Origin of the sequence: Oribacterium sp. NK2B42, from assembly GCF_000424445.1 — a bacterium.
Lineage (GTDB): Bacteria > Bacillota > Clostridia > Lachnospirales > Lachnospiraceae > Oribacterium.
The window spans coordinates 20,628-42,321 of the sequence record NZ_AUJX01000014.1 but is presented as its reverse complement, the minus strand read 5'-3'; the positions used below and the strand labels follow the sequence as shown (position 1 = coordinate 42,321).

The following is a 21,694-nucleotide window of genomic DNA, read 5'->3' as shown; positions in this document are numbered from 1 at the left end:
ATTTACAGACATGATCTGAATGGAATATTCTGTGGATGCTCGAAGCAATCCTCGAATCCTCTGCGGTGGTGATAGTAGATCTTATCCTTATCCTGAGGATATACATACTTACCGCCTACCTGCCAGAAGAATGGATGGAACTTGTACTCGTTACGATCCTTCTTGAAGTCGTAAAGAAGCTTGATCTCTTCGCAGTCAGCCTGGAAGTTTGTCCATACATCCCAGTGGATAGGAATAACAACCTTGCACTGAAGATTCTCAGCCATTCTGAGGACATCAACAGATGTCATCTTATCCTGCATACCGATAGGATTCTCTCCGAATGAGCCGAATGCCACATCAATGTCATGATCCTTGCCATGCTTAGCAAAGTAGATTGAGAAGTGTGAATCACCGGAATGATAAATGTTTCCTCCGGGTGTCTTAACAAGGTAGTTAACTGCCTTCTCATCCATATCTGTAGGACACTTTCCAGTAAGCTCTTCTCTGTCCTCACCGGTTGAATCTGTTGTTACGATACAAGTTCTGTCAAAGCTGTCGAGACATACGATCTCAATGTCCTTAATCTTGATCACATCGCCGGGCTTTACAACCTTACATCTTTCAACAGGAACGCCCCACTTAACCCAGGTATCAACTGACTTCTGTGGTCCGATGAAAGGAACAGGAATCTCTTTTCCGTTCTCATCAGTTGTTGTCATTCCTGAATTGATAACATGTGCTGCCCACTCAGCTGACATATGATCCTGATGATAATGTGTTGCAAGAACCGCATCAACCTGCTTGAAAGCAAACGGATCGATCACGAAGGGAACATTTCTCAGGTTAGGCTGCATCATACGTCCGCCGCACATATTTGCCATCTGATGGCCAACGGCCATCTTGCCGTTTCCATGGGTTCTCTTTCCGTTGCCGCACCACAAATCTATGGTAAGATTTGCGCCGCCCGGAGTCTTGAACCAGATTCCTGTACAACCAAGCCACCACATGGCAACCTGACCCTCGGGAACAACCTCATTCTCGATATCCTCGACCAACCATGTTCCCCACTCAGGGAATGTGCTATTGATCCAGCTCTCTCGTGTCATTTCTGAAATCTTGCTCATCAAAGATTTCCTCCTTTTTATAGATTCATTAAATAACTCAATGCGCCTTTATGAAAACATTAACAGAATAATGTGAATTTCGCAATAGTTATTTGTTTGTTTATATGTTCGTTTATTTTTGGTTTACACGTGAAAATCAACCATTTAATCACGTAAAATGGCGGTTTTATTGACATTTTATAAAAATTTTATATGTTCGTTTTACTAAATTTTTAACACATTAAAATTTTAAGGTGATTTTTTGTGCATATTTTTTACCATATTAGATGTTATAAGCTTGTATTAGTTGATTTTTATGTATTATAATAACTGTGGCTATCGCAAAAAACGCATTTTGACCGTTTTGCAAGCCGGTAAACCTTATTTTTTCACTTCTTTTGTTTACATTTAACGTTTATTTTATGAGCGTTTGTAACATTAGTAAATCCAGTTAAAGGAGAATGGTATGAAAGCATACAGTATCGGCCTTTATGAAAAGGCCATGCCGGGAAATCTTTCCTGGAAGGAGAAGCTACTATGTGCAAAGGAATGCGGTTATGATTTCGTCGAAATATCCATAGACGAAACAGATGACAAGCTTTCCCGTCTGGAATGGTCCAAAGAAGAACGTCTGGATCTCATCAAGACTATGTTTGAGACAGGTGTTCCACTCAGAAGCATGTGCCTGTCCGGTCACAGAAAGTATCCCTTCGGTTCCAAAGATAAGGCCACAAGAGACAGAAGTATGGAAATCATGGAAAAGGCCATATGTCTCGCCGATGACCTTGGCATAAGGATCATTCAGCTTGCGGGATACGACGTTTATTATGAAGACAGTACTCCGGAAAGTAAGGCTCTCTTCCTTGAAAACCTCAAAAAAGCCACTCTTATGGCTTCAGCCAGGGGCATAGTCATGGGCTTCGAGACCATGGAAACAGAATTTATGAACACCACCGAAAAGTCCATGAAGTATGTTTCTCAAGTGGATAATGCCTATCTCGGGGTTTATCCCGACTCCGGAAATCTTACAAACGCCGCAGTAACCTATTGCACCAGCGTTCTGGATGACCTGGAAACCGGCCGGGGACACCTTTTTGCATTACATCTTAAGGAAACTGTTCCGGGCAAATTCAGAGAGATCCCGTTCCTTACAGGTCATGTTGATTTCAAGAGCGTTGTAGAGAAGGCCTGGGATCTGGGCATCAGACGTTTCGTAACAGAAATGTGGTATGTCGGTCAGGACAGTTGGAAGGAAGACATTAAGTTTGCCAATAAGAGTATGAGTGAAATCATTGATAAGGTTTCAGAGTCTAAATAAGAGAGGTGAAAAATATGCATGTAGAAAAAAAGGTAATATCAAATCTCAATAAGTGTTATTCCATGGCAGAGCTGAACTACAAGGGTCAGCATTGTTTCCTTGTTGCAGCGGAGAAACAGGATCCCTGCTATCTCTTCAGTGAGGACGGGACACAGCTCACAACAGTATGGGAACAGCCCGGCGGCGTTATGACCATGGCACAGGTTCCCGGAACAGACGGACAGTTCCTTGCAACCCACAAGTTCTACTCCCCTAACGATTCTCTGAATGCAAAGATCGTTATCGCCACTCCGAGAGCCGATGGCTCCTTTGAGATAAGAACTCTGTGTAATGCTCCTTTTGTTCACCGCTTTGGTATACTTCACAGGGCAGGCGTCGATTATCTCATTGTCTGCTGCCTGAAGTCAGGACATGAGTATAAAAATGACTGGCGCTTCAAGGGTGCCTGCTACGGTGCAGTACTTCCCAAGGATCTTTCAGGTTTCAATGAAGACAATCAGTTGAAGCTCACCCTTATAAAGGATGGCATGCTTAAAAACCACGGATATGCAAAGACTTCTCACGGCGGTCACGATGCTGCATTGGTTGGCTGCGAAGAAGGAACCTTCCTCTTCGATCCTCCTGCAGTACCCGGTGCAGACTGGACTGTAACCCAGGTTTGTGATGTTCCTTCAAGTGATTCCGTACTTATCGATTTCGACGGAGACGGAAAGCCTGAACTCGGAATGATAAGTCCGTTCCATGGCAATTCACTTACAATCTGGCATCTCGACGAGCATGACAGATATGTTCCTCAATGGAAATATTCAGCTCCCGAAAAGGACACAGAGATGGTTCACGCAACCTGGGCCGCAGAGATACTCGGCAAGCAGACATGGATCGTTGGATGGAGAAAAGGAACAAAGGACACCATTGCCATCACATGGGACGATGCTGCCGGTGATTACCACGTTGATTTCATCGACAAGAATACCGGATGTGCCAACGCTCTTCATTTCAAAGACAAGGATGGCGTAGACGTTATCGTTGCAACCAACCGTGAGATAGACGAAGTTGCATATTACAAGATCACTCCTTAAAACGGATTTTCAAAAATCGAGTAGGGAAGATGAAATCGCACCCTACTCGCATGCGAGCCGCCGGTCAGCTTCAGCTGACATCTTCCTTTCGGCGGCTCTGCAATAATAAAGCCTCAGGGATTTTTAAATCCCTGAGGCTTTATCATGTTACAGATCAATCTGTTTGGGAACCCCTCAATTACTTTGAAAAACCGATCAATCTTCGCTTTGACTATTTTGGGTCATCACTCTTTGACCTTTTTTATAAGCATAAGGACATTCTCGTCCCCGTCCCTCTCATAAAGCACCTTGTCCATGGACTTCTTCACCATGAATATACCGAGGCCGCCTATCTGACGTTCGTTTGCGCTTAAAGTTATATCCGGATCTTCCTTTGCAAGAGGATTATAGGATATTCCCCTGTCCCTGAAGGTAATCTGAACATTATTCCCGGAAGGATCCTGTGACAGGGAAACTGAGGCAAGCCTGGGTACCCCGGGGTCAATATCCTGATAAGCGTAATGTGCAATATTTACAAAGATCTCTTCACAGGCGATACATATTTTAATTTCCATCGGTGTGCTGCAGCCCATTTCGGCCAGATACTCACTGATATAATCTGTAACATTATCAAGCTCTTCCAGAACTGCATCTACTACGATCTCTTTTTTATTGGTCTCAACTATATCCTTCATAACTATCGCACCTCTCCGTATGGTACTTTATAATTCATCTCTGCAGTTACCCTTGTAGCAGAATCCCAACATGGTAATATCATCAAACTGTTCCGACTCCCCCACAAAATTGTCTATTTTTTTCTTTACCTCTTTAAGAAGCTGCATCGGAACAGCATCGGGATCTTTGTTCAACGCTTCCAGCATCCTGTCTGTACCAAACTGCTCGTCCCCCACATCAGTGGCTTCCGGAACTCCGTCTGTATAGGTAAAAAGAGAAGCTTCTTCTTTCAGCTGGAACTCATATTCCTTATATCTTGAGCCTTCAAGCACACCCAACGGGAGACCATGAACATCCTCCATAAGCTCAAACCTTCCCTTAGGCTGCTTTAGGGAAGGATATTCATGTCCGGCATTGACCGCAGTAACTTTACCTGTATTGATATCTATTTTTGCAAGCCATGCGGTAACGAACATATTCTCATCATTATGATCACAAAGCTGATTGTTAACTATGCGAAAAAGCTCTGAAGGTGAACTTTCGGCAAAAGCATTGGTCTTTATGAGAATCTTGCTGATCATCATAAAAAGAGCCGCCGGTACGCCCTTACCCGAAACATCTGCTATCACCAGTACGATATTATCATCGTCGATTCTGAAAAAATCATAAAAGTCTCCCGCAACTTCTTTAGCGGGCGTCATGGTTGCATAGAGATCGAAATTCCGTCCTTCCGTAAACTCCGAAAAATTCACCGGCAGCATATGTGCCTGTATATCCGTAGCCAGAGACAGTTCCATTGCAGTATGTTCTTCCCTGGAAACAGCTTCTTTCATATCCGCCTGATATTTTTCAAGAGATTCCGCCATGTTGTTGAAGGATACGGCAAGACTTCCTATTTCATCATTCGTATACACTAAAGTCCTGTATTTCAGGTTCCCGAGACTTATCTTTTTCATATCCTCCGAAAGAACCCTCAGGGGATTACTAAGATTATACGACACTTTTCCCGCAATATACACAGAAATTATACTCAGAACAAAAAACAGTAAAAAACATAAGCCAAGCATGGACACTATGGTATTTTCTATAGATTTATTCATAAGCTCTGTATTTTGCTGTATTTCATTATCTATGTTATCTATAGGACCAAGCACAGAGCTTACGGGACTCTTTATCACAAGCTTCAGGTTGGTATATTCTATTTCAGCAAAGGCAAAAAGATACTCCTCCATGGTTTCCGGATCCGTCCAGAAAGCCGCTCCGTTCTTTTCATCCTTCCCGATCATGTCACTTATCTCAAAAAGATCGGGATGTTTTTCCGAATCGAATATGGTCACCATATCATCTGCATCATGATAACCATCCTTTTCCACAAGAATAGTACCTTTATCATCCACAATAAAAGCGGTTTCTGTCTCATTTGCACCCATATCCACAATCGGAGTATAGATATCCAGAGCTTTCACATCCAATGCCACGCAGCCGGCAATGTCTCCGTTCTTATAGCAGAAAGGCGCAACACAGGTCACTACATCTCCCCTCCCGAAGCCGTCCTTATAGCGTTCGGTAAAAACAGGTAAGGTGCTTTTTTTCATTCCAAGCCGGTACCATTCTGTATTTTTATAATCATAATACTTTGTATTTGCTATACCCTGCCCGGTTGATGATAAATTTTCATCATAGGTAAGCATCAGGCCATCTTCTGTAGCAATATATATTGCGATTATCTCAGAATGACGATCGGACATGGATCTTGCGATATCCTCAATATTGGCAAGATACCCCGCCTTTGCCTGGTCAAAGCCTTCATACTTAACATCTTCATCGCAAAGTGTCAGAAACAGTTTTCTGTACCCTATGGGTATTTTTTCAATCAAGGATATGTCTTTCTTTATGAATTTCCCCGTGTCCTCAAGTATTTCCTCCGCATACATAGAAAGATATTCCACATCCTCCATATATGTGTATAAATTCCAACTCGCAATATTAGCTTTGTCTCTGACTGTATTACTGACATTATCCCTGAAGGAAGCAAGAAGTGCCTCCCTGCTTTTTGACATTGCATCCATACCGAAGCTGATACTTTCGTTTTTCGCTTCGTCGTGAACCCTTCTTAATGCATACACACAAACAATAGTAGAAAGCGCTATGGCAGCCATTGTCGCCAAAAGAATCATGCCTGTAAGTTTTCCGGCAAATGCCGACCGCTTTCTCTTCCTTTTTTTACCACCCAGCCGGGTTTTAAGTCTGTCCTGTAGGTTCTGATGATTCATGACTCTCCGCCTTTCTGCGTAGATATGCCATTAAACTGAACGCAAAGCATAGTAAAGTCATCAAACTGAGGTGCTTCCCCCACAAAGTCATTTATACTCTTTTTCATGAAGCTGAGTATCTCCTCGGGAGTTTTGTCATATACCTTGTTTAATGCTTCCATCATCCTGTCAGTCCCGAACAATTTTTCTTCCTTATTTGTTGCTTCCGTAACACCGTCCGTATAGAGATAAAGCTTACTGCCCGGAGGCAGCATGAATTCATATTGCTTAAAGCTTATACCATCCATACATCCGACAGGCACTGTATGTACATCCTTGTAAAGCGAAAAGCCTTTCCCCGGAAGCATCATGGCAGGATACTCATGTCCTGCATTAACAGCTTTCACCAGACCGGTTTTGAGATCCAGTATCCCAAGCCATGCGGTCACGAACATATCGTCCTGATTGTTCTCACAGATAACCTTATTTACGAAGCTGAATATCTTTTCCGGAGAATCTTCAATGTAAGCATGGGTTTTAATGAGAGTCTTTGCAACAGCCATGAAAAGTGATGCCGGAACCCCCTTTCCGGATACATCCGCCATAACGATTGCAAGATGATCTTCATCAACCAGGAAGAAATCATAAAAGTCTCCTCCAACTACCTTGGCGGGATCCATGGAAGCATAAATATCGAAATCCTGCCTGTCCGGGAAAGCCGGGAAATTGTTTGGAAGAAGGCTTGTCTGGATATCCTTTGCCATGGAAAGCTCAGTTGCTATACGCTCTTCCTTTGCGGTTACAATCTTTATGGTTTCCATGTACTGCTGGATGGATGCTGCCATACCGTTAAAGGATCTTGCTAGGTCTCCGATCTCATCCCTCGTATCAACCTTACTCCTGTGTGAAAGGTCGCCCTTTGAAAACCTCAGCACATCCTTTTCAAGGCATCTGACAGGTTTTATCACCTTCAATGAATGAATAGCAGAAAATACTGAAGCCAGAACAAGGAGAAACGCAAATATAACGAGACAATGATTTATAACCTGCTGTATAGTCATATCAAAATTCTTCGATATGACCGCGATGCTGTTACCGATGTCTGACCTGATCTCGGTTGCCGCCCTTGTATATGATTCCATGGGTGCCTTTACAACGAAGATCCAATCAGTATGCCTGATATATGAGGCTCCGATATAACATTTTCCATCATTATCATCAACTGTATATATTACTGTTTCATCAGTTCCCTTACTATCAAGCTTACTTTTAAGCTCCTCAATACCTGGAAAGCTCGTGTCAGCGGTACCTTCCTCCATATCCTTACTCGCAAGTATCCTGCCGGAGGACTCAACAACATAGGCTTCCATGTTGTCGGAAATATTGCTGTTTACCATCGTCTGATACAGATTATCCGTATATATATCCATACCGACACAGCCCGCAAAATCACCCTTACCGTCATAGAAGGGTATGGCACATGTTGTTACATTACCCTTTATAAATGAATCAACATATCTTGAAATAAACCTGATCTCACGATCATTTTTTGCCTGCCTGTACCAGTCCCTTGACCTGAATTCATAGAACCTTTCACTTTCTTCAGCCGCTGCAGCTATTTCAGCAAAATCATCATAGCTTATAAGTACTCCTGTTTCCGTAGCCACATAGAGATCTACATATTCAGAATTAACATGTTTTAAAGGTTTAAACAGCTTAACGATATTCGCAGCGTATTCAGCCTCCTCTTTTACCCCTTCCTCATAACGGATGTCCTTGTTTGCAAGTAATTTGTACAGGGAAAGTTTTCCTGCCATATCCATAGACACATCCGATACCTGCAGGGGATGATAATTATCGGCATTTTTGTAAATATCATTCATGTAGGACTGTAGAAAAACCGCATCATCCATGTAGCTGTTGACAGCTTCGTTAACATAGGCTATTTTTTCACTCAGCTGATCTCCGACCTGATCCTCAAGATCGGCTATCATTGCTGCCTCACTTAAGTCAGCGGCACCATTGGCAAAGCCTGTATTTATCTTCTCTGTAAAAGAATGGACTCTTTTTATGGCAAAAATGCTGATAATGGAAGAAAGTATCAGAGTTATAACAACAATCCCAATGACAGCGCTGGACAGCTTAAAGAAAATGCTGCCTCTCTGTTTGCTTTCAGGATCGTAAGCCGCAGCATCCTTACCGTATCTTTTAAACATAACAAAATAAGATGCGGAAAAAATCAATATGATCAAACCAAATAAGATGAATATTAACGTTACCGTCGAAATGCCGGTCATCAGTCCACCTCTTCTTTATACAAGTCATTAAAAGGACAGATCCATACTCTTAAGTACATTTCCTTCAAAATCATATATAGTGAATACATCACCATCTATCAGAGCATAGCTGTTTGGGTTTCCTCCCTTCGGAATGGAGGTGCTGCCCGGATTCAAATGATAAAAGTGAACACCGTCCTTCTCAAGCTTCTCAGCATTGATAAGATGGGTATGCCCGTGAAGAAGCACATCCCCGTTGGATAAAGGCGGAAGCTTTTCTTCATTAAAGAGATGCCCATGAGTTGCAAAAATGGTATGACCATTCAGAACCAGTATTGCATAGTCCGAAAGCACAGGGAATTTAAGCACCATCTGATCTACCTCAGCTTCACAGTTTCCTCTTACGGCCCATATTTTATCCTTCAGAGGATTCAGCATGTCTATAACCTCTTTAGGTGCATACTCCCTGGGAAGATCGTTTCTGGGTCCATGGTACAGTAAGTCGCCGAGCAGTATCAGGCGCTCCGCACCTATCTTTCCATAGGCTTCCAATGTTTTTCTGCACCAGTATGCTGAACCGTGTATGTCACTGGCAATGAAATATTTCATTATTAACCTCTTCTATTTTTTGAAATGGTGTAATTGATCGTACCCGCCTGGTCAGAAGCGGTCTGGGGAAAACCGCTTCTGACCCCTTCGGGAATATATCCTCGTTTCTCCAAACGAGGATGCCATCCAGCCGGCGAGGCTGGTTTCGACTTCGTCGAAATCAAACGAAAATGCCTGCGCAAAGCGCATCTCAATGGCATTTTCTCCTATCCCCATATCGGTCGGAGTTTTGCTGATGCAAAACTCCTCTGTCAGGTCAGGTTCGGCCTGGGGAAGGCCTTCACCTGATCCCTTCGGGACAAGAGCTCCGCTCTTGCCATATCGGTCGGAGTTTTGCTGATGCAAAACTCCTCCCTCACATCCTTTCCGGAGCAGAAAATCCTAAGGTTTCTATGCAGGTGGTGAGGGTCTTCCAGGTGAGCATGAGAAGGCTCATGTAGCCATACTTCTTTTTCTCATCAGACTCGCTCAGGAACTTAACGTCATGATAAAAGCTGTTGAAAGCATTGGACACTTCATAAATATATGAACATATACGATGAGGTGCAAGCTCTCTCCATGCACCTTTTATCTCATCCTGATATCTTGTGAGGAGTGTTTCCAGAGTGTGTCCGCTCTTATCCTCTACAGGAAGGATCTCAAAGTCCACGGCGTGAGCTTTAATATAATCCTTTACCGATATATCATCCCCCATGCCCTGTTCCTGCATAAATTTACGAATAATAGAGCTTATACGGACAATAGTATAAAGGATATATGGTCCGGTATTTCCTTCAAATGCAGTGAATTTATCAAGATCAAAGATATAATCCTTTGTAGCCTGGTTACTGAGATCACCGTACTTAAGGGCAGCCAGACCTACAATGGAAGCGATCTTTTCAGCTTCCTCAGGACTTATCTCATCTCCCCTTGATTCCCTGATCCTGTCAAGAACCCTTGCATTGGTCTCCGCTATGAGCTTCTCAAGCCGGAGCACACCGCCTTCACGGGTCTTGAAAGGCTTTCCGTCCTTACCGTTCATGGTGCCAAAGCCTATGAACTTAAGTTCCTCATCAGGTCTTACATAACCTGCCTTGCGGGCAACTCTGAAGAACTGAGTATAGTGAAGTGACTGACGACTGTCCGCAATGTAAATGTATTCATCCGGCTTATAGAGCTTTTCACGTTCAATGATGGTACCAAGATCTGATGTGGCGTAAAGGGCACCTCCGTCAGATTTTCGTACCATACATGGAGGTATCTCTTTAGGATCCTCGGGCTCATTTACATCAACCACCAGAGCTCCCTGAGATTCATAGGCAAGACCCTTTTCAATAAGATCCTGTATAAGTCCCGGAATATACTGTTGGGCATCGCTTTCTCCCTTCCATAGATCAAAATGAACATCAAGGTTTCCATAGTTCTTCTTGAGATCAGCTACAGAAACTTCCATGATTCTCTTCCATACCTCACGGTACTTAGGGTCACCCTCCTGAAGCTTTACAGTTGCGGTATGAGCACGTTCCGCGAACTCCGGATTAACCAGTGTTCCGTCCTCATTCTTTTCCTTTGCTTTACCGGAAGCGAAAGGATATATCTCCTCAAGCTGTGCTATATCAAGTTCTTCATCAAGCTGTCCTCTGTCCTCAAGCTCAGCTATGATAAGTCCCATCTGAAGTCCCCAGTCCCCGAGGTGAACATCACCTATAACTTCATTTCCCTGCTGCTTAGCCATTCTCTTGATGGTTTCTCCGATAACAGCGGAACGAAGGTGTCCAACATGAAGTGGCTTTGCAACATTGGCTCCGCCGTAATCTACGATGATTTTCTTTCCCTCATGGGCATCAAGTCCCAGATCCTCACGGAAGGTCATCTCGTTAAGGTATTTCTTAACCAGCTCCTGTGACAGGTTAATGTTTATGAATCCGGGCATAACCGCTGAAACTTCTGAGAACATAAGGATATCATCTCTCTTCATATCCTTAAGCTTTTCTACAACTTCATTTGCGATATCAATAGGCTTTTTGTGATACTGCTTAGCGCCGGCCATGGCACCGTTACACTGGTACTCGCAAAGATCAGGACGATTGGAAACAGTCACCTTTCCAAGCTCTGAATCATAACCGCAAAGTGCAAAACCCGTTCTTACCGCATCTCCGATAACATTAAGTATGGTAGTCAATGTAAAACTCCTTTATGATAAAACATTTTTATTACAGTAAAAGAAAAAGGTTTCCTTTCGGGAAACCTTTCTCAAAAACGGAGATTTCTCCGTAAATCTTTATTTAACTAAAATTAGCCGCGAGACTCGTACTGACCTGTCTGTGTTGAAACGATAACCTTGTCTCCGATATTGATGAAAAGAGGAACCTGGATATCAACACCTGTCTCAAGAGTTGCAGGCTTTGTAGCACCTGTAGCTGTATTGCCCTTTACACCCGGTTCTGTATGTGTAACCTCAAGAGTAACCTTAAGAGGTGGCTCTACTGCGAATACCTTGCCCTGATATGAATCAACTCGAACTGTCTCGTTCTCCTTAACGAACTTCATGGAATCAGCGATCTCATCGTGTGAAAGAGCGATCTGCTCAAATGTTTCAGGATTCATGAAGTTGTACATCTCACCGTCATCATAAAGATACTGCATATCCTGTCTGTCGATGTGTGCTGGAGGGAACTTCTCTGTAGGACGGAATGTACGCTCTGTTACACCACCGTTGATTACGTTTTTAAGCTTTGTTCTTACGAAAGCTGCTCCCTTACCCGGCTTAACGTGCTGGAACTCAATGATCTGAACCACCTGACCTTCGATCTCGAGTGTGACACCGTTTCTGAAATCACCTGCTGATACCATAAAATCCTCCTAAATAAATGAAACTACTGAATATTTCTATTCGGTTTGTTTATCTTTTTTTAATTAAATTCTCGTGCTTTGTGGCACCATGATAAGCCATTCCGGCACTCGAGCTCACAAAATACTGATGTATTTTAATACATCGGCATCGATTTTGCAATACTTTCATTGACTTTTTTCATTCTTCTCGATCGGTCGGCCGGAGGCGGAGGGCATCCATCTGAATGCGAGTCGCTTCGTCGGAAAAATCTAAACTTGGACATCTAAGCGGCTCTAGGCCCTCGCCAATGTCTGAGTTTACTTTTATGAAAACTCAGACTTGGCGAGGGAGCTAAGGAAAAGGGAACCAAGAGCCGCTAAGATGTCCAAGTTTGATTTTTCTCGACTCAGCTCAACGCATTCAGATGGATGCCCTCCGCCTCCGGCCTAATTTTCATTAATAATGAATCACATCTGTTTCACTTTTGATTTTATCAATTACCTCTTTTGCTTCGTCGCTAGTGAAGTATTTGTATGTCGTCTCAGGAACAAGGTTTTTTATGCTTTCAAGCTCTCCGTCATGAATGTACTTTCTGACGGTGGAGGCAGAGATTGCTTTTCCGTCATGTTCCTTTCTGGGGACTATGTTGCATTCTATGCCGGCTTTGGGCAGGGCTTCGGACATGATGTCGTTGTAGATGCCTGTTACAAGTGAGGTGGGCTCATCTCCTACGAATCGGGAATTGATATGGAGTTTGTTTGCAATTCCCTCGAATACGTGAAGGTCTATTCCCGCCTGGCTCTTTATGACAGCATTATCGCCTTTTTGGAAGTAGGCCGGGAAGGTTGCGGAGCTTATGATATAGGAGCCCGAGTCATGATATATGATTCCCTTCAGGTCAGCAGTGCCTTCTTCTATAAGCTTACGTCTTACGGCGAATGGTACAAGGCTCGCATCTTCGGAGACCATGAAGAGATGGAGTATGTCGCAGTTCTCCATGGCTTTTTCTACAAGATATCTGTGACCGAGGGTGAAAGGATTTGCATTCATCACGATTGCTGATACCTTGAGACCCGGAGCGTCGCTTCTCATTACTGAAGCAGTGTCAGATGAACCTGCCTGTGTCGCAGGGTTTTCTGCAATACCGCTTCCAGAAGCTGATGCATCATTTTCAAGCAGGGTTTCGTAAGCCTTAGCTTTTTCAAAATCCATTTCCTTAAGCTGTGCCAATGTCTCCTTCTTTAGATTCTCAAGATAATCCCTGAAGCCGGTTCTCTTGTTTTCCATGAATACGATATTGCATTCTTCCATACGGGCTATTTCTTTAAAGCCGAGGCTGTTGAAGAAAAGAGCTGTGTTGCATTTAGTATAAAGAAAGATATGATAGTTACCTCTGCCGAACTGATATTCGATAAGATGGGATACGATATCGTTCATCAGGGCTTCTCCCTGATGGTCGGAGCTTACCGCCATGCATCTCAGAGTGTTTCCGAAACAGCTGCCGGTAGCGATGACATTGTAATCATCGTCCAGCATGGCTGCCGTGTAATCCAGATTTTTATCTAAGTGGATGCCTTCTTTTTCAAGGAGGGCCTCCACCTGTGTTTTCATATATCGGTCACCGGGACCGACTGATGTTATAGAATAATTTGCCTCTGCCATAACTCTCCTTTTTGGTCAGGTTCGGCCCAAGGAAGGCCTTCACCTGATCCCTTCGGGACGAGAGCTTTGCTCTCGCCATATCGGTCGTAGTTTTCCCGATGGAAAACTACTCCACTCAGAAACGATGTCCGCCGCCACCGCCGTGGTGGCCGCCGCCTCCGCCACCGCCGCCACTGAAGCCGCCTCCGCTGCGATGGCTTCCACCACTGCTGGATGAAGGCGGTATATATTTCTTGGTCTGTCTCAGGAACTGCTCCACGCTGGCACCCAATATAAAGCTGTTCACCGCATGTACCAGAACCTCATCACTTCTTATCTCTCTCTTGTATGCTCTTCTTGAAAATGTAAGAAGACCGTAATTTATAAGCAACGCAAGGATGATGGCAAGGACAGCATTACTGGTGTACTTCATGGGCTGTGCTATACGTCCGCCCTCCAGCACCTTCAGTATCTGTTCAAAAACAAGGGATGCGCAGCCAAAGTAATCACCCTTCCCTGCAAGTCTGTAGGCATTATCCGTTATAGTCTCTGCTCTGTCGTTATTTACAATACCGTATACATCTCCGTCACTGTGTATAAAAATCTCTCTGTCCGCCATATCGATCATGAACATGGTTCCGCTGTCCCAGTCAAACAGCTCCTGATATCTGTCCTCGGTATAGTAGGCGGTTGATTCACTATGAGCTTCTTCATTGGTAACAAAGGCTGCATTACCGTATTCCGTGATGCCTGTCATTTTTTCGGAAAGGCTGTTTTCTTCATCATCGGTAAGGAGGTTCGCAGCGTCATCAATATAAACCACATAATTTGTTTCGGGGTTAGTATACTTCACCTCCCCGGCAATACTTTCCGATGCGAAAATGAATATAAGGACAAGCATCCCCAAAAGAGCTCTCATAAAGGCTGATACCCTGTTGTTTCTGATATTTGCCTCATTCGCCTTATATTGTTTGATGATATTTTTAAGAGTTAGATCGGTCAGTAACAAGCCCATAAGCTTTGTTTTATTCTTAAGCATGAATGTTACCTCCTTCCCTGTCAAAGTACTCCGGTATGGGATGTGTGGACAAAATGTTGTACTTCTTTATGATTCCTGTAATGGTGTAAACTATGCCTGCGAAAACCGCAGTACTTGCTGCATAAAAAATGATGTCTTCCACAGGATTCCATATGATCACCACACCGGCTATAACAAGTCCTATTATCACTCCCGCCATCTCTGTGTAGCTGTATTTTTTGGCTGCCTTCTTGTCACCGGCAGCCTTTGCCTTGTCAGCCTTCTTACTGTCTGTCATGTAGATATAGAACACGAATATTGCCAGTACGAAAAGGATGCCCACAACTATATACCAGTACTCCATCAATATAAATATGACTCCCAGGATCATCTCCAGTCCCCAATAGGCTACAAAAAGATATCCAAGTATCGATCCGCAGCCTCCGGGCTGATAGGTCTTCTTCTCTGCGGTTTTTGATTTGAACTCTTTGTAGGCATTGGATTCTACCTTTGAACCGTCCTTAAAGACTCCTCTGCATCTCGCAGCCACATAACCCTGGTCTTCCGCAGGGTCCTCCTGCTTCTCGATCTTATCTATCTCTGTAAGATACAGGATTGCCGTCACCAACGCCATGATCATGGCGAAGATCAGCACGGATCCGGGCTGAATGGTGAACTGCAGGTTAAGGAGGAAAAAGATAGGTATCGCCATAAGGAAGGAAGCGATATAGAAGGACTTAAAATCCACCGGTATATCTGCGGAAAGCTTTCCGGTAACACCATTCATGACAGAATAACATACACGGTCTCCCTTCCTGTAGGTAAGGAACCACACCGGAAGCATCGCTTCCTTTTCCCCGTTATATTTAAGCTTCACCACATCCTCTGCTTTTTTGACTCCGGATCCCAGATTATCTCGATTAAAGCCCTTCTTATTACACTCCTTGTCTATCATTTCAAAGGTATGCTCAAGGACATAAATCTCCGCATCATCCCTATAAACATCCGAGGGCACATCCGGGATGTCCGCATAAAAGCCGCAAAGGAAGGACGGTGTGAACTCTATCATATCCTTTGCATCGTAAGGGGCGATAACCTCAGCAATGTGGTCATCAAAGGAGCTTGAAGCGTCAAAGGCTATTCCGTCAAAATGTCCATCCACATCCATGGTAAGGCTGTATTTATCTGTGATCTCATATCTGCCCTCCATCTTTGTTTTGGAAACAGGGACTATAGCCTTTGGACCAACGGAAAAACCGTAGACCCAGTAGGGCATGTAAACGCCTACGAATCCTGATAATGCTTCAGGGTCCGTAAGCTCCTTTGGGGCATAAATCGCCCCCTTTATCCGCTTTACAAATTTTTCCCTGCAGGCCGCCTTGTCTATCTTGAAGGGGATGATCTTCTCAGGCCGCCTCTCATTACTTATTCTTGAGGAGAACACCGCAGGCTGTCCGCAGTAGCTGCAGAATCCGGCAGCACTCAGGTTCGTACTGGATATTTCCGCACCGCAGCTCTTACAGGTAAATATGGTCACCTGCAAAACCCGCTTACCCTCTGCGTCTCCCTCATTTCCGGCTTTCCCGGATGTCTTTTTGGCTTTAGTACCGGCAGGATCCACTTTTTCCCCGGATAACTCCGGGGCATCTGCACCGGCGGAATCCACAGCATCCCCGTCATCATCCCCAGTCGTCTCCGGAGCCTCCACTTCTATAGTATGTTCCTCAACATCCTGCTCCTTTTCAACAGAATAAGGGTCAAATGTAGCATCACAATGCTCACATTTAAGCATCTGTGAAGGTATGTCAAATCTCAGATCTCCACCGCAATTCGGGCACTCATACATAACTATTCCCCTCCAGCTTTAAAAGCAATATGGTTACCGCGAGAATATCCGCCGCCCCGCCGGGACTGATATTCTTCTCAATACATTTTACATTAAGTTCCTCAATTGCCGAAAGTCCTTCTTCACTAAAAGCCGCTCCCAGCCTGAGGATTTTAGCGCTCTCCGCCCTTAGCCACTCCATTTCTTCATAAGAGCTCCTGGTGAGAACATTGGTATCCTTGAGCTCTGACATGATGGCTATGAGGGTGCTAATGTTTACGGCATTCTCATAATGCTCATCCCGCATACTTCCTTCCCCTTCAAGAAGGTCGGTTCTTAATGTCGCAGTTTCAGCAATCTCACTTCGAAGTTTCATATCCTCCGAAATATTCATGAACTTGCGCATGGTCGGAATGCCTATATCCCGGATGATGGGGAAACCCGCCATGGCCTGACCCCGGATACCCTTTTCACCGTATTTATGATAGAGCATTTCACCATGAGTTCTCGGTTCACGTTTTTCCATCTCTTCGAAATCTCTCTCAAGAATCCGGGCAGACATACGCATTCCGGTCTCGAGTATCTCAGGTATGTCAAAGAGTCTTTCAGCCGTTCCTGTTTTATCCTCTCCGAAAGTTTTATATTTCTCGCTGAAAACATCTTCATCAGACACTGTATTATCACAAAGCTTAGTAAAAAAATCCCTGCCTGCATTTATGCCTGCTGCCGCAAGAAGTATCCCCATGGTAAAGATCATGCCCTTATGGGTGTTGACATTACCGGTGGCAGCATACATGGCTTTTTCAGCTTCTATTCCTGTTTTTCTGATCTCTAAGAAAACCGATTCCTCGTCAATGAAGTTTGCTTTACCGGAATCATCCGAACCTGAGGGAGCTTTTGTTTCAACATCCTCCGTTTTCCCGAAAACATCAGAATCTGAATTTTCACTTCTTTGATGATTCATCCCCTGTCTGAACATCTCTGTAAGATATGGTGTTATAGCTTCAGTGCTGGCCAGAAACGTCTCGAAGGTCATATCTTTGTGGGCACCTGTATCTCTTCTGTCCACAAGCCCGGGTTTGGGGGTTGCATATACTTCTCCCAGAAGAGCATTCCTCACATGCCATCCGACAGTCTCCGCCAGCTCTTCTCTAACCTTTATTCTGTTTTTTTCGCTGTACTGTATGCCTGACATTGTCCCTGCTTTTATAGTGAGTTTTAAAGTTCCGAAAACTATTTTGATCACTCATGTGCTTTTCGCATCCCTGATGATCCTTTTTATCTCTTCCACCATGTCACTGACTTTATGCGTCCTGTTTCTTGCACAGAAATGGGCTTCCTCCTCACACATAAGGCACTTTCTCGGACCCATTCCAAATTCCTCACGGCTGACCTTCGTCCCATCGGTTTTTATCACATCAATGTCAAAAATACGTCCCAGCCTGTCAGCCTCTTCTATCTCACACATGGCTTTTTTAATGCTTACAGAATCACTGTCAACAGAAGCATAAAATAAATATCCTGTTACATGCTCTTCTGTTTCTTCATACACGATTCTGAAGTCATTAGCCTCAAGTTTATGCTTTATTCTGCTGACACCTTCATGAAATGCCCACGAAAAGTCTTCCGACACTTTGTGGGGGCCTGGAACATTAAGCATAAAACAGATTACGGGATGTCCGGTATTCCCTATGATACTTCTCTGCATTTCTACTCTGTGATCCCGTGCTTCCATCATTTCCGGCACTGTAACCTCATGTTCAAAATCAAGTATTTTCGGCATCTTACATCCTCCCGGGCCATATATATCTTAAAACAATTTATTCCTCACACATTCCGCACTCCCGGGCCTGAAAAAGCGTCCTTACGTGCTTCGTGACATCAATATCATTATACAAAAGAATGGCGCTGTGATGTATCCAAAAGACCACCACAACGCCATCTTTAATTAAATGTTAAGTTTTACAACTTAGCTTAAATATTCATCAGTCCTTGAACTCGAAAGGCTTAATCTGACGAACAACGTCCATGATAGTACCGTCACGGCCCTCGATGATACCTACGATACGGTCACCGAACTGAACCTTCTCAGGCTCGCCTGTGATGCTGTAAGCAATGTCTCTGAGCTCTTCGATAGTCTTGAGCGGAAGTCCCTTATCCTTTGTAGCCTCAATGAGGTCTGTTCTCTTAGGATTGATAGCGATACCGTAATCGGTAACAACTACGTCAACATCCTCACCCGGAGTTGTAACGGTTGTGCAATCTGTGCAGATTGTAGGAATTCTTCCCTGCATGATAGGTGCGATAACGATTGTGCACTTTGCACCGGCAGCTGTATCAGGATGTCCGCCCTGAGCACCGGTGATGACACCGTCAGAACCTACTACTACGTTACAGTTGAAATGTGTATCAACCTCAAGAGCAGCGAGGATAACGAAGTCAAGCTTGTTAACATAAGCACCCTTGTTGAAAGGATCAGCATACTCACTTGCTGTGATGTAGTGATGGTTAGGATTTGTTGCAACAGACCTGATAGCGTCCTGATCGAAATCCTGTGTATCTACGAGAGTCTTGATGAGTCCTTCCTCAAGAAGATCACACATTGGCTTAGCGATACCACCTACACCGAAGGACATGTGAATGTTCTTCTCTCTCATTATCTCAGCAAGGAACTTTGTGGAAGCGATAGAAGCTCCGCCGACACCTGTCTGATATGAGAAGCCTTCCTTGAAGTAAGGAGTAGCTACTACGAAATCTGTGCAGTACTTAGCCATGAGAAGCTTTCTCTGGTCTGTTGTGGGCTTTGCAGCACCTGTAGCGATCTTTGTAGGATCACCGATCTCGTCAACCTTAACCACATAATCAACATAGGTCTGTGTGATCTGTGCAGGAAGGTTAGGGAAAGGTACAAGTGTATCTGTAATAGCTACTACACGGTCAGCATACATAGCATCTGCAGCTGCGTATGAAAGAACACCGCAGTCAGCCTTACCGCCGTTAGCATTAAGGTTACCGTACTCATCAGCTGTAGGAGCACCGATAAATGCGATATCGATATGTGTCTCACCGCTCTCGATAGCTCTTGAACGGGCACCGTGTGAACGCATGATGGCAAGTCCCTGAAGTCTTCCTTCAGAAATAGCCTTACCGATCTGACCACGTACACCTGATGACTGGATATTTGTGATTGTTCCGTCATCAAGCATATAAACGATTGGATCGTTCTGGCTTCCAAGTGATGAAGCACAGATTGTGATATTCTTGATTCCCATGTTATGAACTTCTTCCATAACCATGTTGAGAACCTTATCACCATTACGGAAGTGATGGTGGAATGAAAGAGTCATGCCATCCTTGATTCCGCACTTTACAAGAACCTCGTGGATGTTATCAACGAGCTTTGTTCCGTTAGAATTTATAACGCACTTTACTTTATGTGAAGCTGTCTGATACTCATAACCGTCGAAGTGATGAGTTCCCTGGAAAACTTCCTTACCTGTAGCCTTTAAGATCTCCTCAGGTATGTCTCTACCAACTGCATTAATCATAATTACAGATCCCCCTTATATACTCCGGCAGCCTTTGCAAGCATGATGTTTCTCTTAGCACCGTCATAGAAAGCGATATCGATCATCTTTCCGTCAACTGTGAATACACCGATGCCCTTAGCCTTCTTTTCATCGATCTCCTTGATAACCTTCTCAGCAAATATGATTTCTTTCTGAGTAGGAGTATAAATATCATGAACGATGTCGATCTGACGAGGGTTGATACATGACTTACCATCAAATCCCATATCATGGATCATCTGAACTTCCTTACGGAAGCCTTCCATATCATCAAGATTTGTCCATACTGTATCGAAGCACTGAACACCTGCAGCACGAGCAGCGATGATCATCTGCTGACGAGCACCCATAAGCTCTACGCCTGTTCCTGTGATTCTTGTCTGAAGATCCTTTGTATAGTCTCCGCCTGAAAGGGCAACACCGATCATACGGTCTGATGATGTACATACCTCATATGCATTCATAACACCCTTACAGGACTCAAGAGCTGACATGATGAGAGTTGAGCCCGGCTCACGGTCAAACTCCTCCTCAGCTGCAACGATCTTCTCTTCAACGGCATGTACCATTGAAGCATCCTCTGTCTTAGGGATACGGATAACATCAGCACCACCTGCTACGCAGACTCTGATATCCTCTTCCCAAAGATCTGTATCAAGTCCGTTAATACGAACAACTCGCTCTGATCCTCTGTAATCAATTGTCTTTAAAGCATGGTAAAGAGAAAATCTTGCTGTATCCTTGGCTGTAACAGCAACGGCATCCTCGAGATCAAGCATGAGAGAGTCAATCTTGTAAATATATGGATCCTTGATGAGTGATGGCTTCTGAGCATTCAGGAACATCATGGATCTTCTTAATCTCTTCTTGTTAGGATTCTCAATCATCTGATTGCACCTCCCCATGGTAAATCTTTGTACTGGTCAACTGAACGGAAAACTGCTCCCTCAATACGTGCCTTGATAGTACAGTCAAGAGCACCCTTATCAACGATAGAAATCTTTACGTTATCTACGCCAAGATTCTTGAGTGTCTCCAGTGTCACCTTGCGGATCTGGTTTCCGAACTGATGAGCTACAGCAGAATCCAGTGTGAAATCGATTTTTCCGTCACCAGGTTCAACAGTTACCTGGCAGTCACTGGATTCCATAGTGCCCGCTACAGCAGGTTTCTTAATTTCCATAGTTTCCTCCTTGGATGCAGGATCCTTTCCTTTGATCCCGCGTAAACAATTGTGACTTTAAAGTTCTTTCATAACGCTCATTTAAGGAAGCCGGAAAGCCCCTCAAAACAGCTGTTATTTACAATCCCTATGCGCTGTTAACTGCGCTTAAACTATTAGTAATTATAACCTAGCGCTTCGGAAATTTAAACTTTGTAATTGTGTTATTTCTATAATAATCCGTATATTTTTTATAGTAAAATATTTGTGATGTTATGGCATTTATAGGTTTTTCCTATTGCATTTTGAACTTAATATGCAAACAGTTTTTATAGGGATGCACCGGGGACGATTCTCGCCGGTGAAAACTTCCCCGGTGGATATGAAACCGGGT

General features: G+C 43.9%; 18 protein-coding genes. 2 read left to right on the top strand and 16 right to left on the bottom strand.

What is annotated here, in order from left to right:
* Positions 1–2: 2 nt before the first annotated feature.
* A complete protein-coding gene (gene ulaG / locus G625_RS0106345) occupies positions 3–1,106 on the bottom strand; it encodes an L-ascorbate 6-phosphate lactonase (protein ID WP_029200447.1) in 1,104 nt (367 codons plus the stop codon).
* A gap of 445 nt (positions 1,107–1,551) precedes the next feature.
* Here ulaG and G625_RS0106340 point away from each other — a divergent pair, with 445 nt between their 5' ends.
* Together G625_RS0106340 and G625_RS0106335 are read left to right on the top strand one after the other, a co-directional pair.
* The gene (locus tag G625_RS0106340; protein ID WP_029200446.1) at positions 1,552–2,403 is read left to right on the top strand and encodes an L-ribulose-5-phosphate 3-epimerase; all 852 of its coding nucleotides are present in this window, start codon (positions 1,552–1,554) and stop codon (positions 2,401–2,403) included.
* A 14-nt stretch (positions 2,404–2,417) separates the two neighbouring features.
* Entirely contained in the window at positions 2,418–3,482 is a 1,065-nt protein-coding gene (locus G625_RS0106335; protein ID WP_029200445.1) for a hypothetical protein, read from the top strand.
* A gap of 224 nt (positions 3,483–3,706) precedes the next feature.
* On the opposite strand, the gene G625_RS0106330 is transcribed toward G625_RS0106335, so the two are convergent.
* The 15 genes from G625_RS0106330 to citD all read right to left on the bottom strand — a co-directional run bounded on the left by G625_RS0106330 (position 3,707) and on the right by citD (position 21,321).
* Entirely contained in the window at positions 3,707–4,156 is a 450-nt protein-coding gene (locus G625_RS0106330; protein WP_044931849.1) for an ATP-binding protein, read from the bottom strand.
* Positions 4,157–4,183: 27 nt separating this feature from the next.
* Positions 4,184–6,409, bottom strand: a complete 2,226-nt coding sequence (locus G625_RS21100; RefSeq protein WP_049895766.1) for a SpoIIE family protein phosphatase — start codon at positions 6,407–6,409, stop codon at positions 4,184–4,186.
* The gene (locus G625_RS21095) at positions 6,406–8,604 is read right to left on the bottom strand and encodes a SpoIIE family protein phosphatase (protein WP_198014871.1); all 2,199 of its coding nucleotides are present in this window, start codon (positions 8,602–8,604) and stop codon (positions 6,406–6,408) included. Before G625_RS21095 ends, G625_RS21100 begins: the two co-directional genes overlap by 4 nt.
* 108 nt (positions 8,605–8,712) lie before the next feature.
* Complete coding sequence (gene yfcE, locus G625_RS0106315) at positions 8,713–9,273, bottom strand: phosphodiesterase (protein WP_029200443.1); 561 nt, start codon at positions 9,271–9,273, stop codon at positions 8,713–8,715.
* Positions 9,274–9,324: 51 nt separating this feature from the next.
* Positions 9,325–9,618: a hypothetical protein gene (locus G625_RS0106310; RefSeq protein WP_029200442.1), complete on the bottom strand. Its 294-nt coding sequence runs from the start codon at positions 9,616–9,618 to the stop codon at positions 9,325–9,327.
* A gap of 10 nt (positions 9,619–9,628) precedes the next feature.
* Positions 9,629–11,434 (bottom strand): arginine--tRNA ligase, encoded by a 1,806-nt coding sequence (gene argS / locus G625_RS0106305; RefSeq protein ID WP_029200441.1) that lies wholly within the window; start codon positions 11,432–11,434, stop codon positions 9,629–9,631.
* Between the two features lie 113 nt (positions 11,435–11,547).
* Entirely contained in the window at positions 11,548–12,105 is a 558-nt protein-coding gene (efp, locus tag G625_RS0106300; RefSeq protein WP_029200440.1) for an elongation factor P, read from the bottom strand.
* Positions 12,106–12,541: 436 nt separating this feature from the next.
* A complete protein-coding gene (locus G625_RS0106295) occupies positions 12,542–13,747 on the bottom strand; it encodes a [citrate (pro-3S)-lyase] ligase (RefSeq protein WP_029200439.1) in 1,206 nt (401 codons plus the stop codon).
* Between the two features lie 115 nt (positions 13,748–13,862).
* The gene (locus G625_RS18660; RefSeq protein WP_049895764.1) at positions 13,863–14,765 is read right to left on the bottom strand and encodes a TPM domain-containing protein; all 903 of its coding nucleotides are present in this window, start codon (positions 14,763–14,765) and stop codon (positions 13,863–13,865) included.
* On the bottom strand, positions 14,758–16,590 hold the full coding sequence (locus tag G625_RS0106285) for a hypothetical protein (protein WP_029200438.1): 1,833 nt from the start codon (positions 16,588–16,590) through the stop codon (positions 14,758–14,760). The genes G625_RS18660 and G625_RS0106285 overlap by 8 nt, the downstream gene beginning before the upstream one ends.
* Entirely contained in the window at positions 16,583–17,764 is a 1,182-nt protein-coding gene (locus G625_RS0106280; protein WP_029200437.1) for a triphosphoribosyl-dephospho-CoA synthase, read from the bottom strand. The genes G625_RS0106285 and G625_RS0106280 overlap by 8 nt, the downstream gene beginning before the upstream one ends.
* Positions 17,765–17,815: 51 nt before the next feature.
* A complete protein-coding gene (citX, locus tag G625_RS0106275; protein WP_044931848.1) occupies positions 17,816–18,352 on the bottom strand; it encodes a citrate lyase holo-[acyl-carrier protein] synthase in 537 nt (178 codons plus the stop codon).
* Between the two features lie 202 nt (positions 18,353–18,554).
* Entirely contained in the window at positions 18,555–20,117 is a 1,563-nt protein-coding gene (gene citF / locus G625_RS0106270) for a citrate lyase subunit alpha (protein ID WP_029200435.1), read from the bottom strand.
* Between the two features lie 2 nt (positions 20,118–20,119).
* A complete protein-coding gene (locus tag G625_RS0106265) occupies positions 20,120–21,022 on the bottom strand; it encodes an aldolase/citrate lyase family protein (protein WP_029200434.1) in 903 nt (300 codons plus the stop codon).
* Positions 21,022–21,321: a citrate lyase acyl carrier protein gene (gene citD / locus G625_RS0106260; RefSeq protein WP_029200433.1), complete on the bottom strand. Its 300-nt coding sequence runs from the start codon at positions 21,319–21,321 to the stop codon at positions 21,022–21,024. Before citD ends, G625_RS0106265 begins: the two co-directional genes overlap by 1 nt.
* Positions 21,322–21,694: the final 373 nt, after the last annotated feature.

Excerpts from the sequence above, each read along its gene's own strand:
- ulaG (WP_029200447.1), bottom strand. The coding sequence starts at position 1,106 with ATGAGCAAGATTTCAGAAATGACACGAGAGAGCTGGATCAATAGCACA.
- G625_RS0106340 (WP_029200446.1), top strand. The coding sequence starts at position 1,552 with ATGAAAGCATACAGTATCGGCCTTTATGAAAAGGCCATGCCGGGAAAT.
- G625_RS0106335 (WP_029200445.1), top strand. The coding sequence starts at position 2,418 with ATGCATGTAGAAAAAAAGGTAATATCAAATCTCAATAAGTGTTATTCC.
- G625_RS0106330 (WP_044931849.1), bottom strand. The coding sequence starts at position 4,156 with ATGAAGGATATAGTTGAGACCAATAAAAAAGAGATCGTAGTAGATGCA.
- G625_RS21100 (WP_049895766.1), bottom strand. The coding sequence starts at position 6,409 with ATGAATCATCAGAACCTACAGGACAGACTTAAAACCCGGCTGGGTGGT.
- G625_RS21095 (WP_198014871.1), bottom strand. The coding sequence starts at position 8,604 with ATGTTTAAAAGATACGGTAAGGATGCTGCGGCTTACGATCCTGAAAGC.
- yfcE (WP_029200443.1), bottom strand. The coding sequence starts at position 9,273 with ATGAAATATTTCATTGCCAGTGACATACACGGTTCAGCATACTGGTGC.
- efp (WP_029200440.1), bottom strand. The coding sequence starts at position 12,105 with ATGGTATCAGCAGGTGATTTCAGAAACGGTGTCACACTCGAGATCGAA.
- G625_RS0106295 (WP_029200439.1), bottom strand. The coding sequence starts at position 13,747 with ATGGCAGAGGCAAATTATTCTATAACATCAGTCGGTCCCGGTGACCGA.
- G625_RS18660 (WP_049895764.1), bottom strand. The coding sequence starts at position 14,765 with ATGCTTAAGAATAAAACAAAGCTTATGGGCTTGTTACTGACCGATCTA.
- G625_RS0106285 (WP_029200438.1), bottom strand. The coding sequence starts at position 16,590 with ATGTATGAGTGCCCGAATTGCGGTGGAGATCTGAGATTTGACATACCT.
- G625_RS0106280 (WP_029200437.1), bottom strand. The coding sequence starts at position 17,764 with ATGTCAGGCATACAGTACAGCGAAAAAAACAGAATAAAGGTTAGAGAA.
- citX (WP_044931848.1), bottom strand. The coding sequence starts at position 18,352 with ATGCCGAAAATACTTGATTTTGAACATGAGGTTACAGTGCCGGAAATG.
- citF (WP_029200435.1), bottom strand. The coding sequence starts at position 20,117 with ATGATTAATGCAGTTGGTAGAGACATACCTGAGGAGATCTTAAAGGCT.
- citD (WP_029200433.1), bottom strand. The coding sequence starts at position 21,321 with ATGGAAATTAAGAAACCTGCTGTAGCGGGCACTATGGAATCCAGTGAC.